The 14,046-nt window shown below is 70.0% G+C and carries 13 protein-coding genes and 2 tRNA genes; 4 read left to right on the top strand and 11 right to left on the bottom strand.

Annotated elements, in window-relative coordinates:
- Positions 1–242: 242 nt before the first annotated feature.
- Both F8279_RS18215 and F8279_RS30645 read left to right on the top strand, forming a co-directional pair.
- Complete coding sequence (locus F8279_RS18215) at positions 243–1,037, top strand: maleylpyruvate isomerase N-terminal domain-containing protein (protein ID WP_151500568.1); 795 nt, start codon at positions 243–245, stop codon at positions 1,035–1,037.
- 281 nt (positions 1,038–1,318) lie between these two features.
- A complete protein-coding gene (locus tag F8279_RS30645) occupies positions 1,319–1,516 on the top strand; it encodes a tyrosine-type recombinase/integrase (RefSeq protein WP_225853320.1) in 198 nt (65 codons plus the stop codon).
- Positions 1,517–1,559: 43 nt separating this feature from the next.
- On the opposite strand, the gene F8279_RS18205 is transcribed toward F8279_RS30645, so the two are convergent.
- From F8279_RS18205 to gyrB, 6 genes are all read right to left on the bottom strand, one after another.
- Positions 1,560–1,635 (bottom strand) — tRNA-Ala (locus F8279_RS18205).
- Positions 1,636–1,645: 10 nt separating this feature from the next.
- Positions 1,646–1,774 carry a DLW-39 family protein gene (locus F8279_RS30640; RefSeq protein ID WP_013283222.1) on the bottom strand — a complete coding sequence of 43 codons (129 nt, stop codon included), beginning with the start codon at positions 1,772–1,774 and terminating at the stop codon, positions 1,646–1,648.
- A 43-nt stretch (positions 1,775–1,817) separates the two neighbouring features.
- Positions 1,818–1,891: transfer RNA gene (locus F8279_RS18200), tRNA-Ile, on the bottom strand.
- A 143-nt stretch (positions 1,892–2,034) separates the two neighbouring features.
- Positions 2,035–2,961, bottom strand: a complete 927-nt coding sequence (locus F8279_RS18195; protein WP_151500567.1) for a DUF3566 domain-containing protein — start codon at positions 2,959–2,961, stop codon at positions 2,035–2,037.
- Between the two features lie 3 nt (positions 2,962–2,964).
- On the bottom strand, positions 2,965–5,484 hold the full coding sequence (gyrA, locus tag F8279_RS18190) for a DNA gyrase subunit A (protein ID WP_091413557.1): 2,520 nt from the start codon (positions 5,482–5,484) through the stop codon (positions 2,965–2,967).
- Between the two features lie 129 nt (positions 5,485–5,613).
- Positions 5,614–7,560 (bottom strand): DNA topoisomerase (ATP-hydrolyzing) subunit B, encoded by a 1,947-nt coding sequence (gyrB, locus tag F8279_RS18185; RefSeq protein WP_151500566.1) that lies wholly within the window; start codon positions 7,558–7,560, stop codon positions 5,614–5,616.
- A gap of 545 nt (positions 7,561–8,105) precedes the next feature.
- Between gyrB and F8279_RS18180 the strand changes: the two genes are divergently transcribed.
- On the top strand, positions 8,106–8,660 hold the full coding sequence (locus tag F8279_RS18180) for a hypothetical protein (protein WP_091413552.1): 555 nt from the start codon (positions 8,106–8,108) through the stop codon (positions 8,658–8,660).
- Here F8279_RS18180 and F8279_RS18175 read toward each other — a convergent pair.
- Positions 8,645–9,145 carry a MarR family winged helix-turn-helix transcriptional regulator gene (locus tag F8279_RS18175; protein WP_151500565.1) on the bottom strand — a complete coding sequence of 167 codons (501 nt, stop codon included), beginning with the start codon at positions 9,143–9,145 and terminating at the stop codon, positions 8,645–8,647. The two genes, F8279_RS18180 and F8279_RS18175, sit on opposite strands and share 16 nt — an antisense overlap.
- A gap of 84 nt (positions 9,146–9,229) precedes the next feature.
- On the opposite strand from F8279_RS18175, the gene F8279_RS18170 reads away from it, so the two are divergent.
- Positions 9,230–9,469 (top strand): hypothetical protein, encoded by a 240-nt coding sequence (locus F8279_RS18170; protein ID WP_013283216.1) that lies wholly within the window; start codon positions 9,230–9,232, stop codon positions 9,467–9,469.
- On the opposite strand, the gene F8279_RS18165 is transcribed toward F8279_RS18170, so the two are convergent.
- From F8279_RS18165 to dnaN, 4 genes are read right to left on the bottom strand one after another with little or no spacing between them, the layout of a single operon-like run.
- Positions 9,460–10,065 carry a DUF721 domain-containing protein gene (locus tag F8279_RS18165; protein ID WP_091413548.1) on the bottom strand — a complete coding sequence of 202 codons (606 nt, stop codon included), beginning with the start codon at positions 10,063–10,065 and terminating at the stop codon, positions 9,460–9,462. The two genes, F8279_RS18170 and F8279_RS18165, sit on opposite strands and share 10 nt — an antisense overlap.
- Complete coding sequence (recF, locus tag F8279_RS18160) at positions 10,055–11,188, bottom strand: DNA replication/repair protein RecF (protein WP_151500564.1); 1,134 nt, start codon at positions 11,186–11,188, stop codon at positions 10,055–10,057. The genes F8279_RS18165 and recF overlap by 11 nt, the downstream gene beginning before the upstream one ends.
- A 16-nt stretch (positions 11,189–11,204) precedes the next feature.
- Complete coding sequence (gene gnd, locus F8279_RS18155) at positions 11,205–12,077, bottom strand: phosphogluconate dehydrogenase (NAD(+)-dependent, decarboxylating) (protein ID WP_091413544.1); 873 nt, start codon at positions 12,075–12,077, stop codon at positions 11,205–11,207.
- A gap of 40 nt (positions 12,078–12,117) precedes the next feature.
- On the bottom strand, positions 12,118–13,251 hold the full coding sequence (gene dnaN, locus F8279_RS18150; protein ID WP_091413542.1) for a DNA polymerase III subunit beta: 1,134 nt from the start codon (positions 13,249–13,251) through the stop codon (positions 12,118–12,120).
- Positions 13,252–14,046 lie beyond the last annotated feature (795 nt).

Raw genomic sequence — 14,046 nt, 5'->3', positions numbered from 1 at the left:
CCTCGCATGCCGGGAAGCGGTGGGCGAGACAGGTACAGCGCCCCCGGGACCGAGGTCAACCGGGGAGAAGCGCTGGTGCCCGCTGCGCACCACGGTCACTGGCCCATGGATGGCCCATGCCGGCCTTGGGGATGGAGAGGCACCCGCGCGTCATCCGAGGGCACGTATCAGCGCCAGTCTGGCTGCCGCATCGGCTGCGAAAATTGCTGTCCGTCGTCGGAGCACAGTGATAGGAAGTCGAAGTGCAAAAGACTTTGACGTTCTCGGATCATTTACGGCTGGTTGACGAACGGTCGACCGCCTTCCGCGCCGCGGTCGCTGCGGCGCCCAGCCTCGACGTGCCGGTGCCGAGCTGCCCCGAGTGGATGCTGTTCGATCTCGTGCAGCACCTGGGCATGGGCCGCCGCAGGACGGCCGCCATCGTCGCCGCCGGGCCGGCTGACGCTCCCCCGGAGAAGTCCGCTTGGGACGACGGCACGGGTGCGCCTCGGGAACGCGAGGCTCTCCTGGCCTGGTGGACCGAGTCCGTCGAGCGACTGACGAACGCGCTGCGTAAGGCCGGCCCGGACCGCGGTTGTTGGACGTTCTGGGGAGACTCGCAGTCACCGAAAAACTCCGGTGCATGGGCTCGGCGCCAGCTTCCCGAAATCGCGGTGCACACCTACGATGCCCAGCTCACCGTGGGGGCCCCGGAGCCGCTACCAGTCGAGGTCGCCCTCGACGGTTTCGACGACTGCCAGTTCACCCTCTGCTCGACGGATGTCGCCTGGCCGCACGAACCCGCCGTCGTCGATTACTACGCCACTGAGGGCCGCTCTTGGCGCCTTCGGCTGTCCCGCGACGGCGCACAGGCCGCCCGCCTCGGCGCGTCGGCTGCCAGCGAGGACCCGAACCCGGATTTGGCCGACGCCTCCGCCCGGGGCACGGCGAGCGACCTGGTCCTGTTCTTCTACGGCCGCATATCGCTGGATTCGCTGAAGTTCGAAGGTGACCGTCGTATCTTCGATCAGCTCGCAGCCTGGGACCCGTCCGCGTAACACTTTGGGTGAAGTGATCAGCCGCAAGGTCGGCGGATCTCGGGACGTACAGCGGTTCGGTTCCTCACCAGGCTGCGCGGAAGGCTCGCACCGGCCAGCATCATCAAAGTGCACGCCGTGCTGCGGGCCGCCTTGACCGACGCTGAGCGGATGGACCTGGTGCCGCGCAGCGTCGCCAAGGCTGCCAAGCCGCCGGTCCTCGGCCGGACCGAACGACGTGCCCTGACGCCCGAGGAAGCCAAGGGACTGCTCTCGGTGCTGACGGGGACGGGCTGGAATAGCTGCACCTGCACGACCTGCGCCACGCATTCGCCACGTTCCTGCTCGACCAGGGCGAGGAGCTGCGCACGGTGATGGAGCTGCTGGGGCACTCCACGATCCGGATGACGGCCGACACCTACGGGCACGTCCTGCCGGCGCGGGCTCGTCAGGCTGCCTCGGCCATCGACCGAGTTCTCGGTGAGGAAGGGACGGCGTGACCGATTGGCTGTACTCGGACCCGAGGACAACCAAGGAAAGTGCTGGTGGAGCCCAGGGGACTCGAACCCCTAACCCCTGCCTTGCAAAGGCAGTGCTCTGCCAGTTGAGCTAGGGCCCCGTGACGGCGTTCAGCGCAGGTCGGGCGCCGTGGTCGCCTCGTGCCACAGGGCGCGCTCGTCGTTCGAGGCCTTGACCTTCTTGGCCACGACGGCGGCCACACCGACGATGCCGGCCAGGATCAGGAGCTTCTTGAACATGTGCTTGACCCCTCGCGCTCGACTGTCGTCGGACGATGTGCGGTGGGGCTAGCTGGAATCGAACCAGCGACCTCAGAGTTATCAGCTCTGCGCTCTAACCGACTGAGCTATAGCCCCGCGTAGCGACGAGCTAGGTTAACCCATCGCCTCCACCGCGCCCAAATCGGGGGTCTGTGGTGGAAGCACCCGCGCCATCTCGAACCTACCCGGACGCACGACGCCGGGGCGACCGCTTTACGCGGTGCCCCGGCGTCGGTCGATCAGTCCCGCTCGGCGAGCGTCAGCTCGATCCCGCCGACCAGGTCGGCGCAGACGTTGTAGACGAACGCGCTGAGCGTGGCCAGAGCGGTGAACAGCACGACGTTCACCAGGCCGATCAGCGCCGACGTCAGGATCACGCCCTTGGCGGTGATCCGGAAGCCGCCGCCACCCTGGCCGCCGCCGGCGTTCACCAGGTCGGTGAGGCTGTCGTTGACGCTCTTGAACACACCCATGGCGTCAAGCGCCAGGTAGAGCACCGACGTCGCCACGACGACCACGATGAAGAGCACCACGGACACCGCGAAGGCGAACTTCATCACCGACCACGGGTCGATGCGCTTCAGGTTCAGCCGGGCCCGTCGCGGTCCGCGCGACGCGGCCGAGCTGACCGAGGTACGCGCGGCGCGTACCGCCTCACCCACGCGCGCGGCGCCGACGGCCGCCGCGCCGCTGATGCCCGGCGGCAGGCCGCCACCGTTGGCGGGCCGTGCCTGGGCGCTCGCGGCGCCGCTCGGGCGCGAGCCGTCGGGCGACGCCTGCGGGGCGGTGCCCAGGCCGGCGCCGATCCGCGGCTGCGTGCCGGTCGTCCCGGTGGAGGCCCGGCCGGTGGCCGACGGGGGCTTGATCGGCTGAGTGCTCGTGGCGTTCGCGGGCTTGGCGGCCGGAGCGGCCAGACCGTCGGCCGACGTCGGAGCGTCGACCTTGGTCTCGGCCGAGTCCCGGGAATCGGAGTCCTCTCCCGGCTTGTCCGGAGGCGGCGCCATGCCGGGAGCCCGGGTGAACTTCGGGGCAGGCGCGTCGGCGGGAACCGTGGCCCGGCCCACAGCCGCGCGGCCGGTCGCTGGTGTGCCGCCCTGCGCGGCCTCCTCCTCGACCGGAGTGGCCGAGGTCCCCTTGTTCCCCGACTTCGCCTGTGTCTCCGTCATCAACTAGTCCTGTTCGTCAGGCTCGTCGGCATTGCGAGCAATCGCCACGATAGTCACGCCGTCCGGGAGGTCCATCAGCTTGACCCCCATTGTGTTCCGGTCACGCGTACGGCGTACAGGCTTCACCGGAGTCCGGATGACGCCGCCGTTGCTCGTGATGGCGAACAGCTCGTCCTCCGGATCGATCACGACCGCGCCGACCAGGCCACCGCGTCGCTCGGTGATCTTCGCGGTCAGCACGCCCTTACCTCCCCGGCCCTGGACCGGGTATTCCTCGATCGGGGTACGTTTCGCGTAACCCCCGTTCGTCGCGACCAGAACGTCCCGACCCTCTCGCACCACCTCGACGGCGAGCAACTCGTCCTCGCCGCTGAAGCGCATGCCGATCACCCCGGAAGTCGCCCGGCCCATCGGGCGCAGCGCCTCGTCGGTGGCGTTGAAGCGGATCGCCTGGGCGTTCTTCGACACGAGCAGCAGGTCGTCCTCCGGAGCGACCAGGACCGCACCGACCAGTTCGTCCTCATCGCGCAGGTTGACCGCGATGATGCCGCCGGAACGGTTGGAGTCGAACTCCTCGAGCCGCGTCTTCTTCACCAGGCCGTTCTTCGTGGCCAGTACCAGGTAGGGAGCCACCTGGTAGTTCGGGATTTCAATGATCTGCGCGATCTGCTCGTCGGGCTGGAACGCGAGCAGGTTGGCCACGTGCTGGCCCTTGGCCACCCTACTGGCCTCGGGAAGCTCGTACGCCTTCGCCCGGTAGACCCGACCCTTGTTCGTGAAGAACAGGATCCAGTCGTGGGTAGAGCATACGAAGAAGTGGCTGACGATGTCGTCCTGGCGGAGCGTCGCCCCGCTGACGCCCTTCCCGCCGCGCCGCTGCGACCGGTAGAGGTCGACCTTGGTCCGCTTCGCGTACCCGGTGCGGGTGATCGTCACCACCACGTCCTCGCGGGCGATGAGGTCCTCCATCGAGACCTCGCCGTCGAACGGGATGATCTTCGTACGCCGCTCGTCGCCCCACTTCGCGACGATCTCGCCCAGCTCCTCCGACACGATCCGCCGCTGCCGCTCCGGCTTGGCCAGGATGTCCTTGAGGTCGGCGATCTCCACTTCGAGCTTCGCCAGGTCGTCCAGGATCCGCTGCCGTTCCAGAGCGGCCAGCCGGCGCAGCTGCATGTCCAGGATCGCGGTCGCCTGGACCTCGTCGATGTCCAGCAGCCGGATCAGGCCCTGCCGGGCGTCCTCCACCGTGGGCGAGCGCCGGATCAGGGCGATCACCTCGTCCAGCGCGTCCAGCGCCTTGGACAGACCGCGCAGGATGTGCGCCCGCTCCTCGGCCTTGCGCAGCCGGAACGCGGTCCGCCGCCGGATCACCTCGATCTGGTGCTCGACGTAGTAGCGGATGAACTGGGCCAGGTTGAGCGTGCGCGGCACGCCGTCGACCAGCGCCAGCATGTTGGCGCCGAACGTCTCCTGAAGCTGGGTGTGCTTGTAGAGGTTGTTCAGCACCACCTTGGCGACCGCGTCGCGCTTGAGCACCAGAACGATCCGCATGCCGGTACGCCCGGAGGACTCGTCGCGGATGTCGGCGATGCCGGCGAGCTTGCCCTCCTTGATCAGCTCGGCGATGCGCTCGGCGAGGTTGTCCGGGTTGACCTGGTAGGGCAGCTCACTGACCACGAGCGCCGGCCGCCCGCGCTTGTCCTCCTCGACCTCGACCACGGCGCGCATGCGGATCGAGCCCCGCCCGGTCCGGTACGCGTCCTGGATGGCCGCCTGCCCGACGATCAGGCCGTGGGTCGGGAAGTCCGGGCCCTTGACGATCTCCAGCAGGGCTTCCAGCGTGGTCGCCTCGTCGGCCTCCGGGTGCTCCAGGCACCACTGCACGGCCGCGCCGATCTCGCGCAGGTTGTGCGGCGGGATCTTGGTGGCCATGCCGACCGCGATGCCCTCGGAGCCGTTGATCAGCAGGTTCGGGATCCGCGACGGCAGGATGGTGGGCTCCTTGGCCCGGCCGTCGTAGTTGTCCTGCAGGTCGACGGTGTCCTCGTCGATGTCCCGCAGCATCTCCATCGCCAGCGGGTCGAGCTTGCACTCGGTGTAACGCATGGCGGCTGCCGGATCGTTACCGGGCGAGCCGAAGTTGCCGTTGCCGTCGACCAGCGGGTAGCGCAGCGACCACGACTGCGCCATCCGGACCAGCGCGTCGTAGATGGCCGAGTCGCCGTGCGGGTGGAACTGGCCCATCACGTCGCCGACGACGCGGGAGCACTTCACGTACCCGCGGTCCGGCCGGTAGCCGGAGTCGAACATGGCGTAGAGGATCTTGCGGTGGACCGGCTTGAGCCCGTCCCGGACGTCCGGCAGGGCCCGCCCGACGATCACGCTCATCGCGTAGTCGAGGTACGAGCGCTGCATCTCGACCTCGAGGCCGACCGGCTCGATCCGGTCGTGCTGGACGACCGCGGCCAGGGCCTCCGGGGCCTCCGGCTCGTTCGGGGTGGACTCGGGGATATCGGTCACTGTTAACCCTTATCAGACTCAGAGTCGTGGTCTCGCTGTGGATAACGGCTGTGGAAAGCGGCCAGACTGTGGATAACTCTGTGGACTTCCGGGCCGGCCGGTGGATGACCGGCCGGCCCGGCGCATCCGTCAGATGTCCAGGAACCGCACGTCCTTGGCGTTGCGCTGGATGAACGACCGGCGTGCCTCGACGTCCTCACCCATCAGGACGCTGAACAGCTCGTCCGCGGTTGCGGCGTCGTCGAGGGTGACCCGGCGCAGCGTGCGCGTCGCCGGGTTCATCGTGGTCTCCCACAGCTCGGGGTAGTTCATCTCGCCGAGACCCTTGAACCGCTGGATGTCGTCCGGGCGGGCGTTGGGCTTCTTCTGCTGGCGCAGCGCGATCAGCCCGTCGCGCTCGCGGTCCGAGTACGCGTACTGGGCGTCGTCGCCCTTCTTGTTCCACTTGATCTTGTAGAGCGGCGGTGCGGCCAGGTAGACGTGGCCCAGCTCGACCAGCGGCCGCATGAAGCGGAACAGCAGGGTGAGCAGCAGCGTCTGGATGTGCTGGCCGTCCACGTCGGCGTCGGCCATCAGCACGATCTTGTGGTAGCGCAGCTTCTCGATGTCGAAGTCGTCGTGGATGCCGGTGCCGAGCGCGGTGATCAGCGCCTGCACCTCGTTGTTCTTCAGCACCCGGTCGATGCGGGCCTTCTCGACGTTGAGGATCTTGCCGCGGATCGGCAGGATCGCCTGGACGCGCGGGTCGCGGCCCTGCTTGGCCGAGCCGCCGGCCGAGTCGCCCTCGACGATGAAGACCTCGGACTCACGCGGGTCGGTGGACTGGCAGTCGGCCAGCTTGCCGGGCATCGACCCGGACTCCAGCAGCGACTTGCGCCGCGCGAGCTTGCGCGCCTGCTGGGCGGCGATCCGGGCACGCGCCGCCTGGGACGCCTTCTGGATGATGATCTTCGCTTCGGCCGGGTTGCGGTCGAACCAGTCGACGAGCGACTCGTTGCAGACCCGCTGCACGAAGCCCTTGACCGGGGTGTTGCCCAGCTTGGTCTTGGTCTGACCCTCGAACTGCGGGTCGGTGAGCTTGACCGAGATGATCGCGGCCAGGCCCTCGCGGATGTCCTCACCCGAGAGGCGCTCGTCGCCCTTGAGCAGCTTCTTCTCGGCGCCGTAGCGGTTGACGACGCTGGTCAGCGCGGCCCGGAAGCCTTCCTCGTGGGTGCCGCCCTCGTGGGTGTTGATGTTGTTGGCGAAGGTGTAGACCGACTCGCCGTACGACTCGTTCCACTGCATGGCGATCTCGACCGACATGCCCGTCTCCTCGGCGCCGAACTCGACCACCGTCTTGTGGATCGGGCTCTTGGAGGCGTTGAGGTGCCGGACGAAGTCGGCGATGCCGCCCTCGTAGTGGAAGGTGACCTCGCGGGTCTTGCCGTCCTCGTCCTCCGGGACCCGCTCGTCGAGCAGGTGGATGGTGAGACCCCGGGTGAGGAAGGCCATCTCCTGGAGGCGCCGGTAGATGGTGTGGAAGTCGAAGTCGACGGTCTCGAAGACGTCCGGGTCGGGCCAGAAGGAGACGGCCGAACCGGTGCGGTCGGTCTCCTCGCCCTTCTCCAGCGCCGTCGGCTTGGAGTGGTTGTACTGCTGGCGCCAGACGAAGCCGTCCTTGTGGATCTCCACGGCCATCCTGGTGGACAGCGCGTTCACCACGGAGACGCCGACGCCGTGCAGGCCGCCGGAGACGGCGTACGCCTTGCCGTCGAACTTGCCGCCCGCGTGCAGCACGGTCAGGGCGACCTCGACACCCGGCTTCTTCAGCTTGGGGTGCAGGTCGACCGGGAAGCCACGGCCGTTGTCGGTCACCCGGACGCCGCCGTCGGCCAGCAGCACCACGTCGATGGTGTCGCAGTGCCCGGCCAGCGCCTCGTCCACCGCGTTGTCGACGACCTCCCACACCAGGTGGTGCAGACCGCGCTCACCGGTGGACCCGATGTACATACCGGGCCGCTTCCGGACCGCTTCCAGGCCCTCGAGAACGGTGATGGACTCGGCACCGTACTTCTTGTTGTCCTCCGCTGCCACGCTCGGCCACTTTCTCGCACCGGCCGCGCATGGGCGCGGGGGCGCGGGTTCGGCGGACAGGACGCGACGTCGGCGCGCATGGACCGCCCCTGGGATCGCCAGGTCGGATCACGCACGCCGGGCGCCGCGGTTGCCCGCGGATCGCGATCGGCTCGGACCCGATGCGGGACTATGATCGAGGGCCCACCGGGCCCATGTCCGTCGCTCCGTCTCGGGTCTTTCGTCTCGCCCTCAATCTTACTGTGCGGAGCCGACCAAACCGCCACTCGGCACCCTCTCCGAGGCGGCTGAGAATGCCGTAGCCGGACGAACCGCGCCGCCCAGGACTCCCCCTACACGCCATTGGGGCGGTACCGCGCCACCGGCCACCGTGCGCTGCGACGGTCATCCGACCGGTGATCGGCGGTGCCCGGACCGGGGGTCGCGGCCGGCCCCGGCGTGCCGTAGCTTTTGCGGCGCCGCCGTTGCGGTCTTGATCTTTTGCGCCCGGAACCGGGACGATCGTCGGAGACGGTCCGAAAACGCTTGGTGAGAGGTGACGCCAGATGGGGCTGGACAACGTCGCGGTGCACTGGCCGCGGACCGGCCGCTTCTACGATCCGGTCGCGCCGGCTGAGTTCGTGGACTTCGGCGAGATCGTGGACGTGCCCCGGATCTCCGCGCCGACCGCGGCGCTCGCCGAGCTGATCGCGAAGACCGGCACGGTGCGCGCGACCGCGTACACCGAGTTGGTCGACCTGATCCTCGGGCTGGAGAATGTGCTCTACGCCACGGAGAACGCGGTCGAGGACGAAGACCCGGTGATCGACCCGGACGGCTGCTCCTGGATCGCCGAGGGCGTGGAGAAGTTCGTCGCGCGGCACCGGCCGTACGGCGAGTCGGTCACGTTCGAGTCGGTGAGCGAGGTGCTGCGCGCGCTGCTCGGCGACGGCCGGCTGGCCGAGCAGCAGCTCCGCTGGCTGGACAGCCGGCTGGACCGGCTGCGGGACGAGAACGGCGACCCGCCGCAGTGGAACTTCACCTGCGCGGAGCTGAGCGTGCTCGCGGCCTTCTACCGACGCTGCGCGGAGCGGGGCTTCGCGGTCTACGCCGACGTCTGACCGGGCGCAGCCCCGGGAGAAGCCGCGGCCCCGGTCGTCGTGGCCCGGTTGGCAGCCGCAATCACCTCGGTCAGCGCCGTGTGCAGGTGCCGCAGGTCGGCCAGCGGCAGGCCGAGGCGCTGCACGACGGCCGGCGGGATCCGCTCGGCCTGCGCCCGCAGCGCCTGCCCGGCGGCGGTGAGCGAGACGGCCAGGCTGCGCTCGTCGGCGGCGTCCCGCTCCCGCCGGATGTAGCCGGCCGCCTCCAGCCGCTTGAGCAGCGGTGACAGCGTGCCCGGGTCGAGCTGGAGCAGCCGGCTCAGATCCCGCCCGGACAGCGGCGCGTGCTGCCAGAGCGCCAGCATCACCAGGTATTGCGGATGGGTGAGCCCCATCGGCTCCAGCAGCGGCCGGTAGACCGCGACGACGCTCCGGGCGGCGACGGACAGCGCAAAGCAGACCTGCTGCTCCAGCGCCAGGGGGTCCTCCTCGATGCCGTCGGTCACCCTCGTCCTCCTCGTCGTCGTTGCGATCCTAGCAACGATTGGTGTACCAATGGTTTGCACACAAAACAGCGAGAGGGCGGCGGGATGAGCGACGACGAGCAGGTGGGCGACGCCTCCGGCAAGGGCGGCCGCCTGTTGGGCTGGGTCTTCCGCAACCTCGCCGGCCCGTCCCAGGTGCAGGGCGCGGTACAGGGCGGCTCGAAGCTGGCCCGCGACGCGTGGAAGGAAGACCTGGAGCGCCGCAAGCAGTGGAGCCGCGAGCAGCGCGAACTCAAGCGCGCCCGGCGGGAGGCGCGGCGTTCCGGCGGTGTCGGTCAGCCGTAGGTGTCGCGGGGGCCGCGCCCGCGTACCCGTCGAGGGCCGCGCGACCACGACGGTGCCGCCGGGCCGTGGATGTGCAGCTTGCGCACCACGTTGTGGCCGACCTCGCGGCCGATCTGCTGCAACAGCGAGCCCGCCAGCAGGCGCAACTGGGTCGCCCAGGCCGTCGAGCGGGCCTCCACCGTCAGCTCGCCGTCCTCCAGCTTGACCGGGCGGCTGTGCTGGGCGACCTCCTGGCCGACCACCTTCTCCCACGCGCCGAACACGGTCGCCTCGGCCGCCGGCTGCTGCCAGCCCCGCGCCTTGACCAGCTTGTCCAGCACCGCGCCGAGCGGCTGCGGGTCGCGCGGGTCCGGCCCAGGGCCCGAGTAGCCGCGCAGCCGCTTCTCGCCGTCGCCGCGGACCGCGCCGCGCCGCCGGGGGGCGGCCGCCTGACGCCGGGCCTTCGCCGCGTCCAGCACCGCCCGGGCCAGTTCCGGCCCGGTCGCGCCCTCCGGCGGGTTCGCGGCCGGCTCGCCGTCCGCCGGCTTTCCCGGGGTACGCGCGTCGCGTCCCGGCCCGAGCCGTGCGGGCGGGAGCTGCACCTCGTCATCCGGCACGTCGCACCGTCCCCTCGCCCACCGCGTATCGGGTGCCGCGCAGCGTGGTCGGCACGTCGTCGTCCACGGCGCAGGTGACGAGCAACTGGCTCGCGCCGCCCACCAGCTCGGCCAGCCGTTCCCGCCGGCCGGTGTCCAGCTCGGCGAAGACGTCGTCGAGCACCAGCACCGGCTCGATCCCGTCGGCGCGCAGCAGGTCGTACCCGGCCAGCCGCAGCGCCAGCGCGTACGACCAGGACTCGCCGTGGCTGGCGTACCCCTTGGCGGGCAGCGGGCCGAGGGTGAGCGCCAGGTCGTCGCGGTGCGGGCCGACGAGCGTGGTGCCGCGCTCGATCTCGGCGGCGCGGTTCGCGGTCAGCGCGGCGGCGAGCGCCTCCGCCAGCGCCGCCCGGTCGGCGCCGGGTTCGGGCAGCTCGACCGAGGGCCGGTACGCGATGCCCGCCGCGCCGCGGCCGGCGGCCACCGCGTCGTACGCCTTCGCGACGTGCGGGGTGAGCGCGGCGACCAGCTCCAGGCGACCGGCGAGCAGATCCGCGCCGTGCTGGGCCAGATGCGCGTCCCACACGGCCAGCGTCGACAGGTCGCCGCCGCGTGTGCCGCCGGTCTTGCGAGCGAGGTACGACGTACGCAGCAGCGCGTTGCGTTGCTTGACCACACGCTCGTAGTCGGCGCGTACCCCGGCGTAGCGGGGCTGGCGGGTGACCAGCAGGTCGTCCAGGTAGCGGCGGCGTTCGGCCGGGTCGCCGCGGACCAGTTCCAGATCCTCCGGCGCGAACAGCACGAGACGCAGCGCGCCGAGCACGTCCCGGGCGCGCCGGGCCGGGGACCGGCCGAGGCGGGCCCGGTTGGCCTTGCCCGGGACGATCTCCAGCTCGACCAGCAGCTCCCGGCCCTCGTGCACCACCGCGCAGCGGATCACCGCCGAGGTGGCACCCATCCGGACCAGCGGGGCGTCAGTGGCGACCCGGTGCGAGTCCAGGGTCGCCACGTAGCCGAGCGCCTCGACCAGGTTGGTCTTGCCGACGCCGTTGGCGCCGACGAGCACGTTCGGACCCGGCTCCAGGTCGACGCCGACGCGCTCGTAGGAGCGGAAGTCGACCAGTTCGAGCCGGCGGACGTACACAGGCTGTGGATACCGGTCAGCGCTTGTGGACGGCGTGGCCGCCGAACTGCTGACGCAGCGCGGCGACGGCCTTCATCGCGGGCGAGTCGTCCTGCCGGGAGGCGAACCGGGCGAAGAGCGACGCGGTGATGACGTTGAGCGGTACGGCGAGCCGGACCGCCTCGTCCACGGTCCAGCGGCCCTCGCCGGTGTCCTCGGTGTAGCCGCTCAGCTCGGCCAGCTCCGGGTCCTCGTCGAGTGCCCGGTCCAGCAGGTCGAGCAGCCAGGACCGCACGACGGTACCCTCACGCCACGACTTGAACACGCCGGGGACGTTCGTGACCAGCTCGGAGGCGGCCAGCAGCTCGTAGCCCTCGGCGTAGGCGTGCATCAGGCCGTACTCGATGCCGTTGTGCACCATCTTGGCGTAGTGGCCGGCGCCGACCGGGCCGGCGTGCACGAAGCCGAACTCGCCCTCGGGCTTGAGCGCCTCGAAGATCGGCATCAGGCGCTCGACGTGCTCCTGCGCACCGCCGACCATCAGCGCGTACCCGTTCTGCCGACCCCAGACGCCGCCGGAGACGCCGACGTCGATGTAGCCGATGCCCTGCTCGTTCAGCCGCTCGGCGCGCGGGGCGTCGTCGCTGAACCGGGAGTTGCCGCCGTCGATGATGATGTCGCCCTCGCCGAGCACACCGGCGAGCTCGTCGATGGTGGCGTCGGTGACGCCGGCGGGGACCATGACCCAGACCGCGCGGGGCGACTGGAGCTTCTCGGCCAGCTCGGCCAGGCTCGCGGCGTCGCTGATCTCCGGGTTGCGGTCGTAGCCGACCACCTCGTGCCCGGCGGCGCGCAACCGCTCCCGCATGTTGCCGCCCATGCGGCCGAGTCCTACCAGGCCGAGCTGCATCTGCTCCTACCTCCGTACGTCAGGGTCGTGCTGCCTGCGATCAGCGGGACACGCGGATCGGCATGATGAGGTACCGGTACCCCGGGATGACCTCGCCATCCTCGCCGGCCGGGGAGATGACCGCGGGCTTGAACGCGTCGACGAACCGGAGCAGGGCGTGCTGCGCGCCCAGGTTGGCCAGACCGTCGATGAGGTACTGCGGGTTGAAGCCGATGGTGAGCGGCTCGCCGGTGAAGGTGGCCTCCATGGCCTCGCTGGCCCGGGCCTCCTCGGTGCCGCCCGCCTCGACCACGAGACCGTCGGCGCTGAAGCTGAGCAGGACCGGGGTGGTGCGCTCGGCGACCAGCGCGACGCGCTTGACCACCTCGATGAGCGCGGCGACGGCGACGCGAGCCTCGGCGTTGTGGTCGGCCGGGAACAGCGAGCGCACCGGCGGGTAGTTGGCGCCGTCGAGCAGCCGGCTGGTGGTCCGGCGGGTGCCGCCGGAGAAACCGATCATGCCCTCGCCGGCCTTGCTGGACGACAGGGCCATGGTGACGTGGCCGCCGAGCGGGCCGAGCGCCTTCGCGGTGTCGTGCAGCGTACGGGCCGGCACCAGCGCGTTGAGGCTGATCTCCGGGTCGTCCGGGTTCCACTCCATCTCGCGCAGCGCGAGGCGGTAGCGGTCGGTCGCCAGCATGGCCATCGTGCCGCCGCTCAGCTCGATCCGGACACCGGTCATCATCGGCAGCGTCTCGTCGCGACCGGCGGCCACCGCCACCTGGGCCACGGCGGAGGCGAAGGCGGCGGCGTCGACGGTTCCGGCGCTCTCCGGCATCTCCGGCAGCGTCGGGTAGTCCTCCACCGGCATGGTGGGCAGCGTGAACCGGGCGCTGCCGCAGACCAGTTCGAGGTGGGCGCCGACGGCGGCGATGTCCACCGGCTTGGCCGGCAGGGCCTTGGTGATCTCGGCGAGGAGGCGGCCGGAGACCAGGGCGGCGCCGTCCGCGTCACCCTGCACCTCGACGGTGACCTGGCTGGAGACCTCGTAGTCGAAGCCGGAGACCTGGAGGTTGCCGTCGGTGACCCGGAGCATCACCCCGGCCAGCACCGGTACGGAGGGTCGGTTGGGCAGGCTCTTGGCGGTCCACGCGACCGCCTCGGCGAGCGCGTCGCGCTCCACTCGGAACTTCATCAATGCCTCCGCGTCGACGTCAGCGACAACTCTCTCATGCCGACCGCTGCCACCCGTCCCGCCCGACCGTGCGGGTACCCATCGCACCTTAAGGCGCTGGGGCATCGGCTGTGCGCCCGACCCCGTGGATCCAGATGCCCGGGCGACTGCCGACGGCAGTGCTTCGGCCCGATCCACAGGAAGTCCAACGGTGATGATTGGTTTTTGTTGTTTAGGAGAGATAACTCATCGTCTTCATCGCACCTGTGCAAACTGTGGAGAACCCGCGTCCGCGCAGGTCAGACACGTTATCCACCGGTGGTTTGGCTGTGGAGAACCAGGGGTAAAACTCGTGTCCCGGTCCACAGCCCTCGCCTGCCGCCGGGTTTTCCACGGCTGTCCACCGGTTGTCCACCGGTAATCCACCGGTTTTCTCCCCAGCGCTGTGGACAGCGCCGGCAGCGTCCACAGCCGTCATCCCCAGAACCTTCAACAGCCTGCCCACAGGCAGGCCGTCTTCTGGGGACAACGTGATCGTCATCCCCAGGCATCCACAGCTTCGTCCCCAGGAGTTGTCCACAGTCTGTGGGTAACCGGTCGAGTGCGAAGCGTGGTTGTCCACCGCCTGTGACACAGGGGCTGTGGACAACGGGTACGAGCTGTGGACGAGCACACGACCGATCCTCGGCCCTCGACCGGGTCGAGGGTCAACCCGTTCCCTCTGTCGGCTACTTGCCACCGGTCTCAACCGCCCGCCTCCGCGCGCGTCCGCCGCCGATGGTCACCTTCATCACCTCAACCGCCCACCGAGCCCAC

The organism is Micromonospora sp. AMSO1212t, from assembly GCF_008868145.1.
Classification (GTDB): Bacteria; Actinomycetota; Actinomycetes; order Mycobacteriales; family Micromonosporaceae; genus Micromonospora; species Micromonospora tulbaghiae.
Note: the sequence above shows the minus strand (reverse complement) of the source record. Positions and strands in the feature narration are given on the sequence as shown.

Bases quoted from the DNA above. Each gene is read 5' to 3' on its own strand.
- F8279_RS30640 (WP_013283222.1), bottom strand. From the start codon at position 1,774: ATGTTCAAGAAGCTCCTGATCCTGGCCGGCATCGTCGGTGTGGCCGCC.
- F8279_RS18195 (WP_151500567.1), bottom strand. From the start codon at position 2,961: ATGACGGAGACACAGGCGAAGTCGGGGAACAAGGGGACCTCGGCCACT.
- F8279_RS18180 (WP_091413552.1), top strand. From the start codon at position 8,106: ATGGGGCTGGACAACGTCGCGGTGCACTGGCCGCGGACCGGCCGCTTC.
- F8279_RS18170 (WP_013283216.1), top strand. From the start codon at position 9,230: ATGAGCGACGACGAGCAGGTGGGCGACGCCTCCGGCAAGGGCGGCCGC.
- gnd (WP_091413544.1), bottom strand. From the start codon at position 12,077: ATGCAGCTCGGCCTGGTAGGACTCGGCCGCATGGGCGGCAACATGCGG.
- dnaN (WP_091413542.1), bottom strand. From the start codon at position 13,251: ATGAAGTTCCGAGTGGAGCGCGACGCGCTCGCCGAGGCGGTCGCGTGG.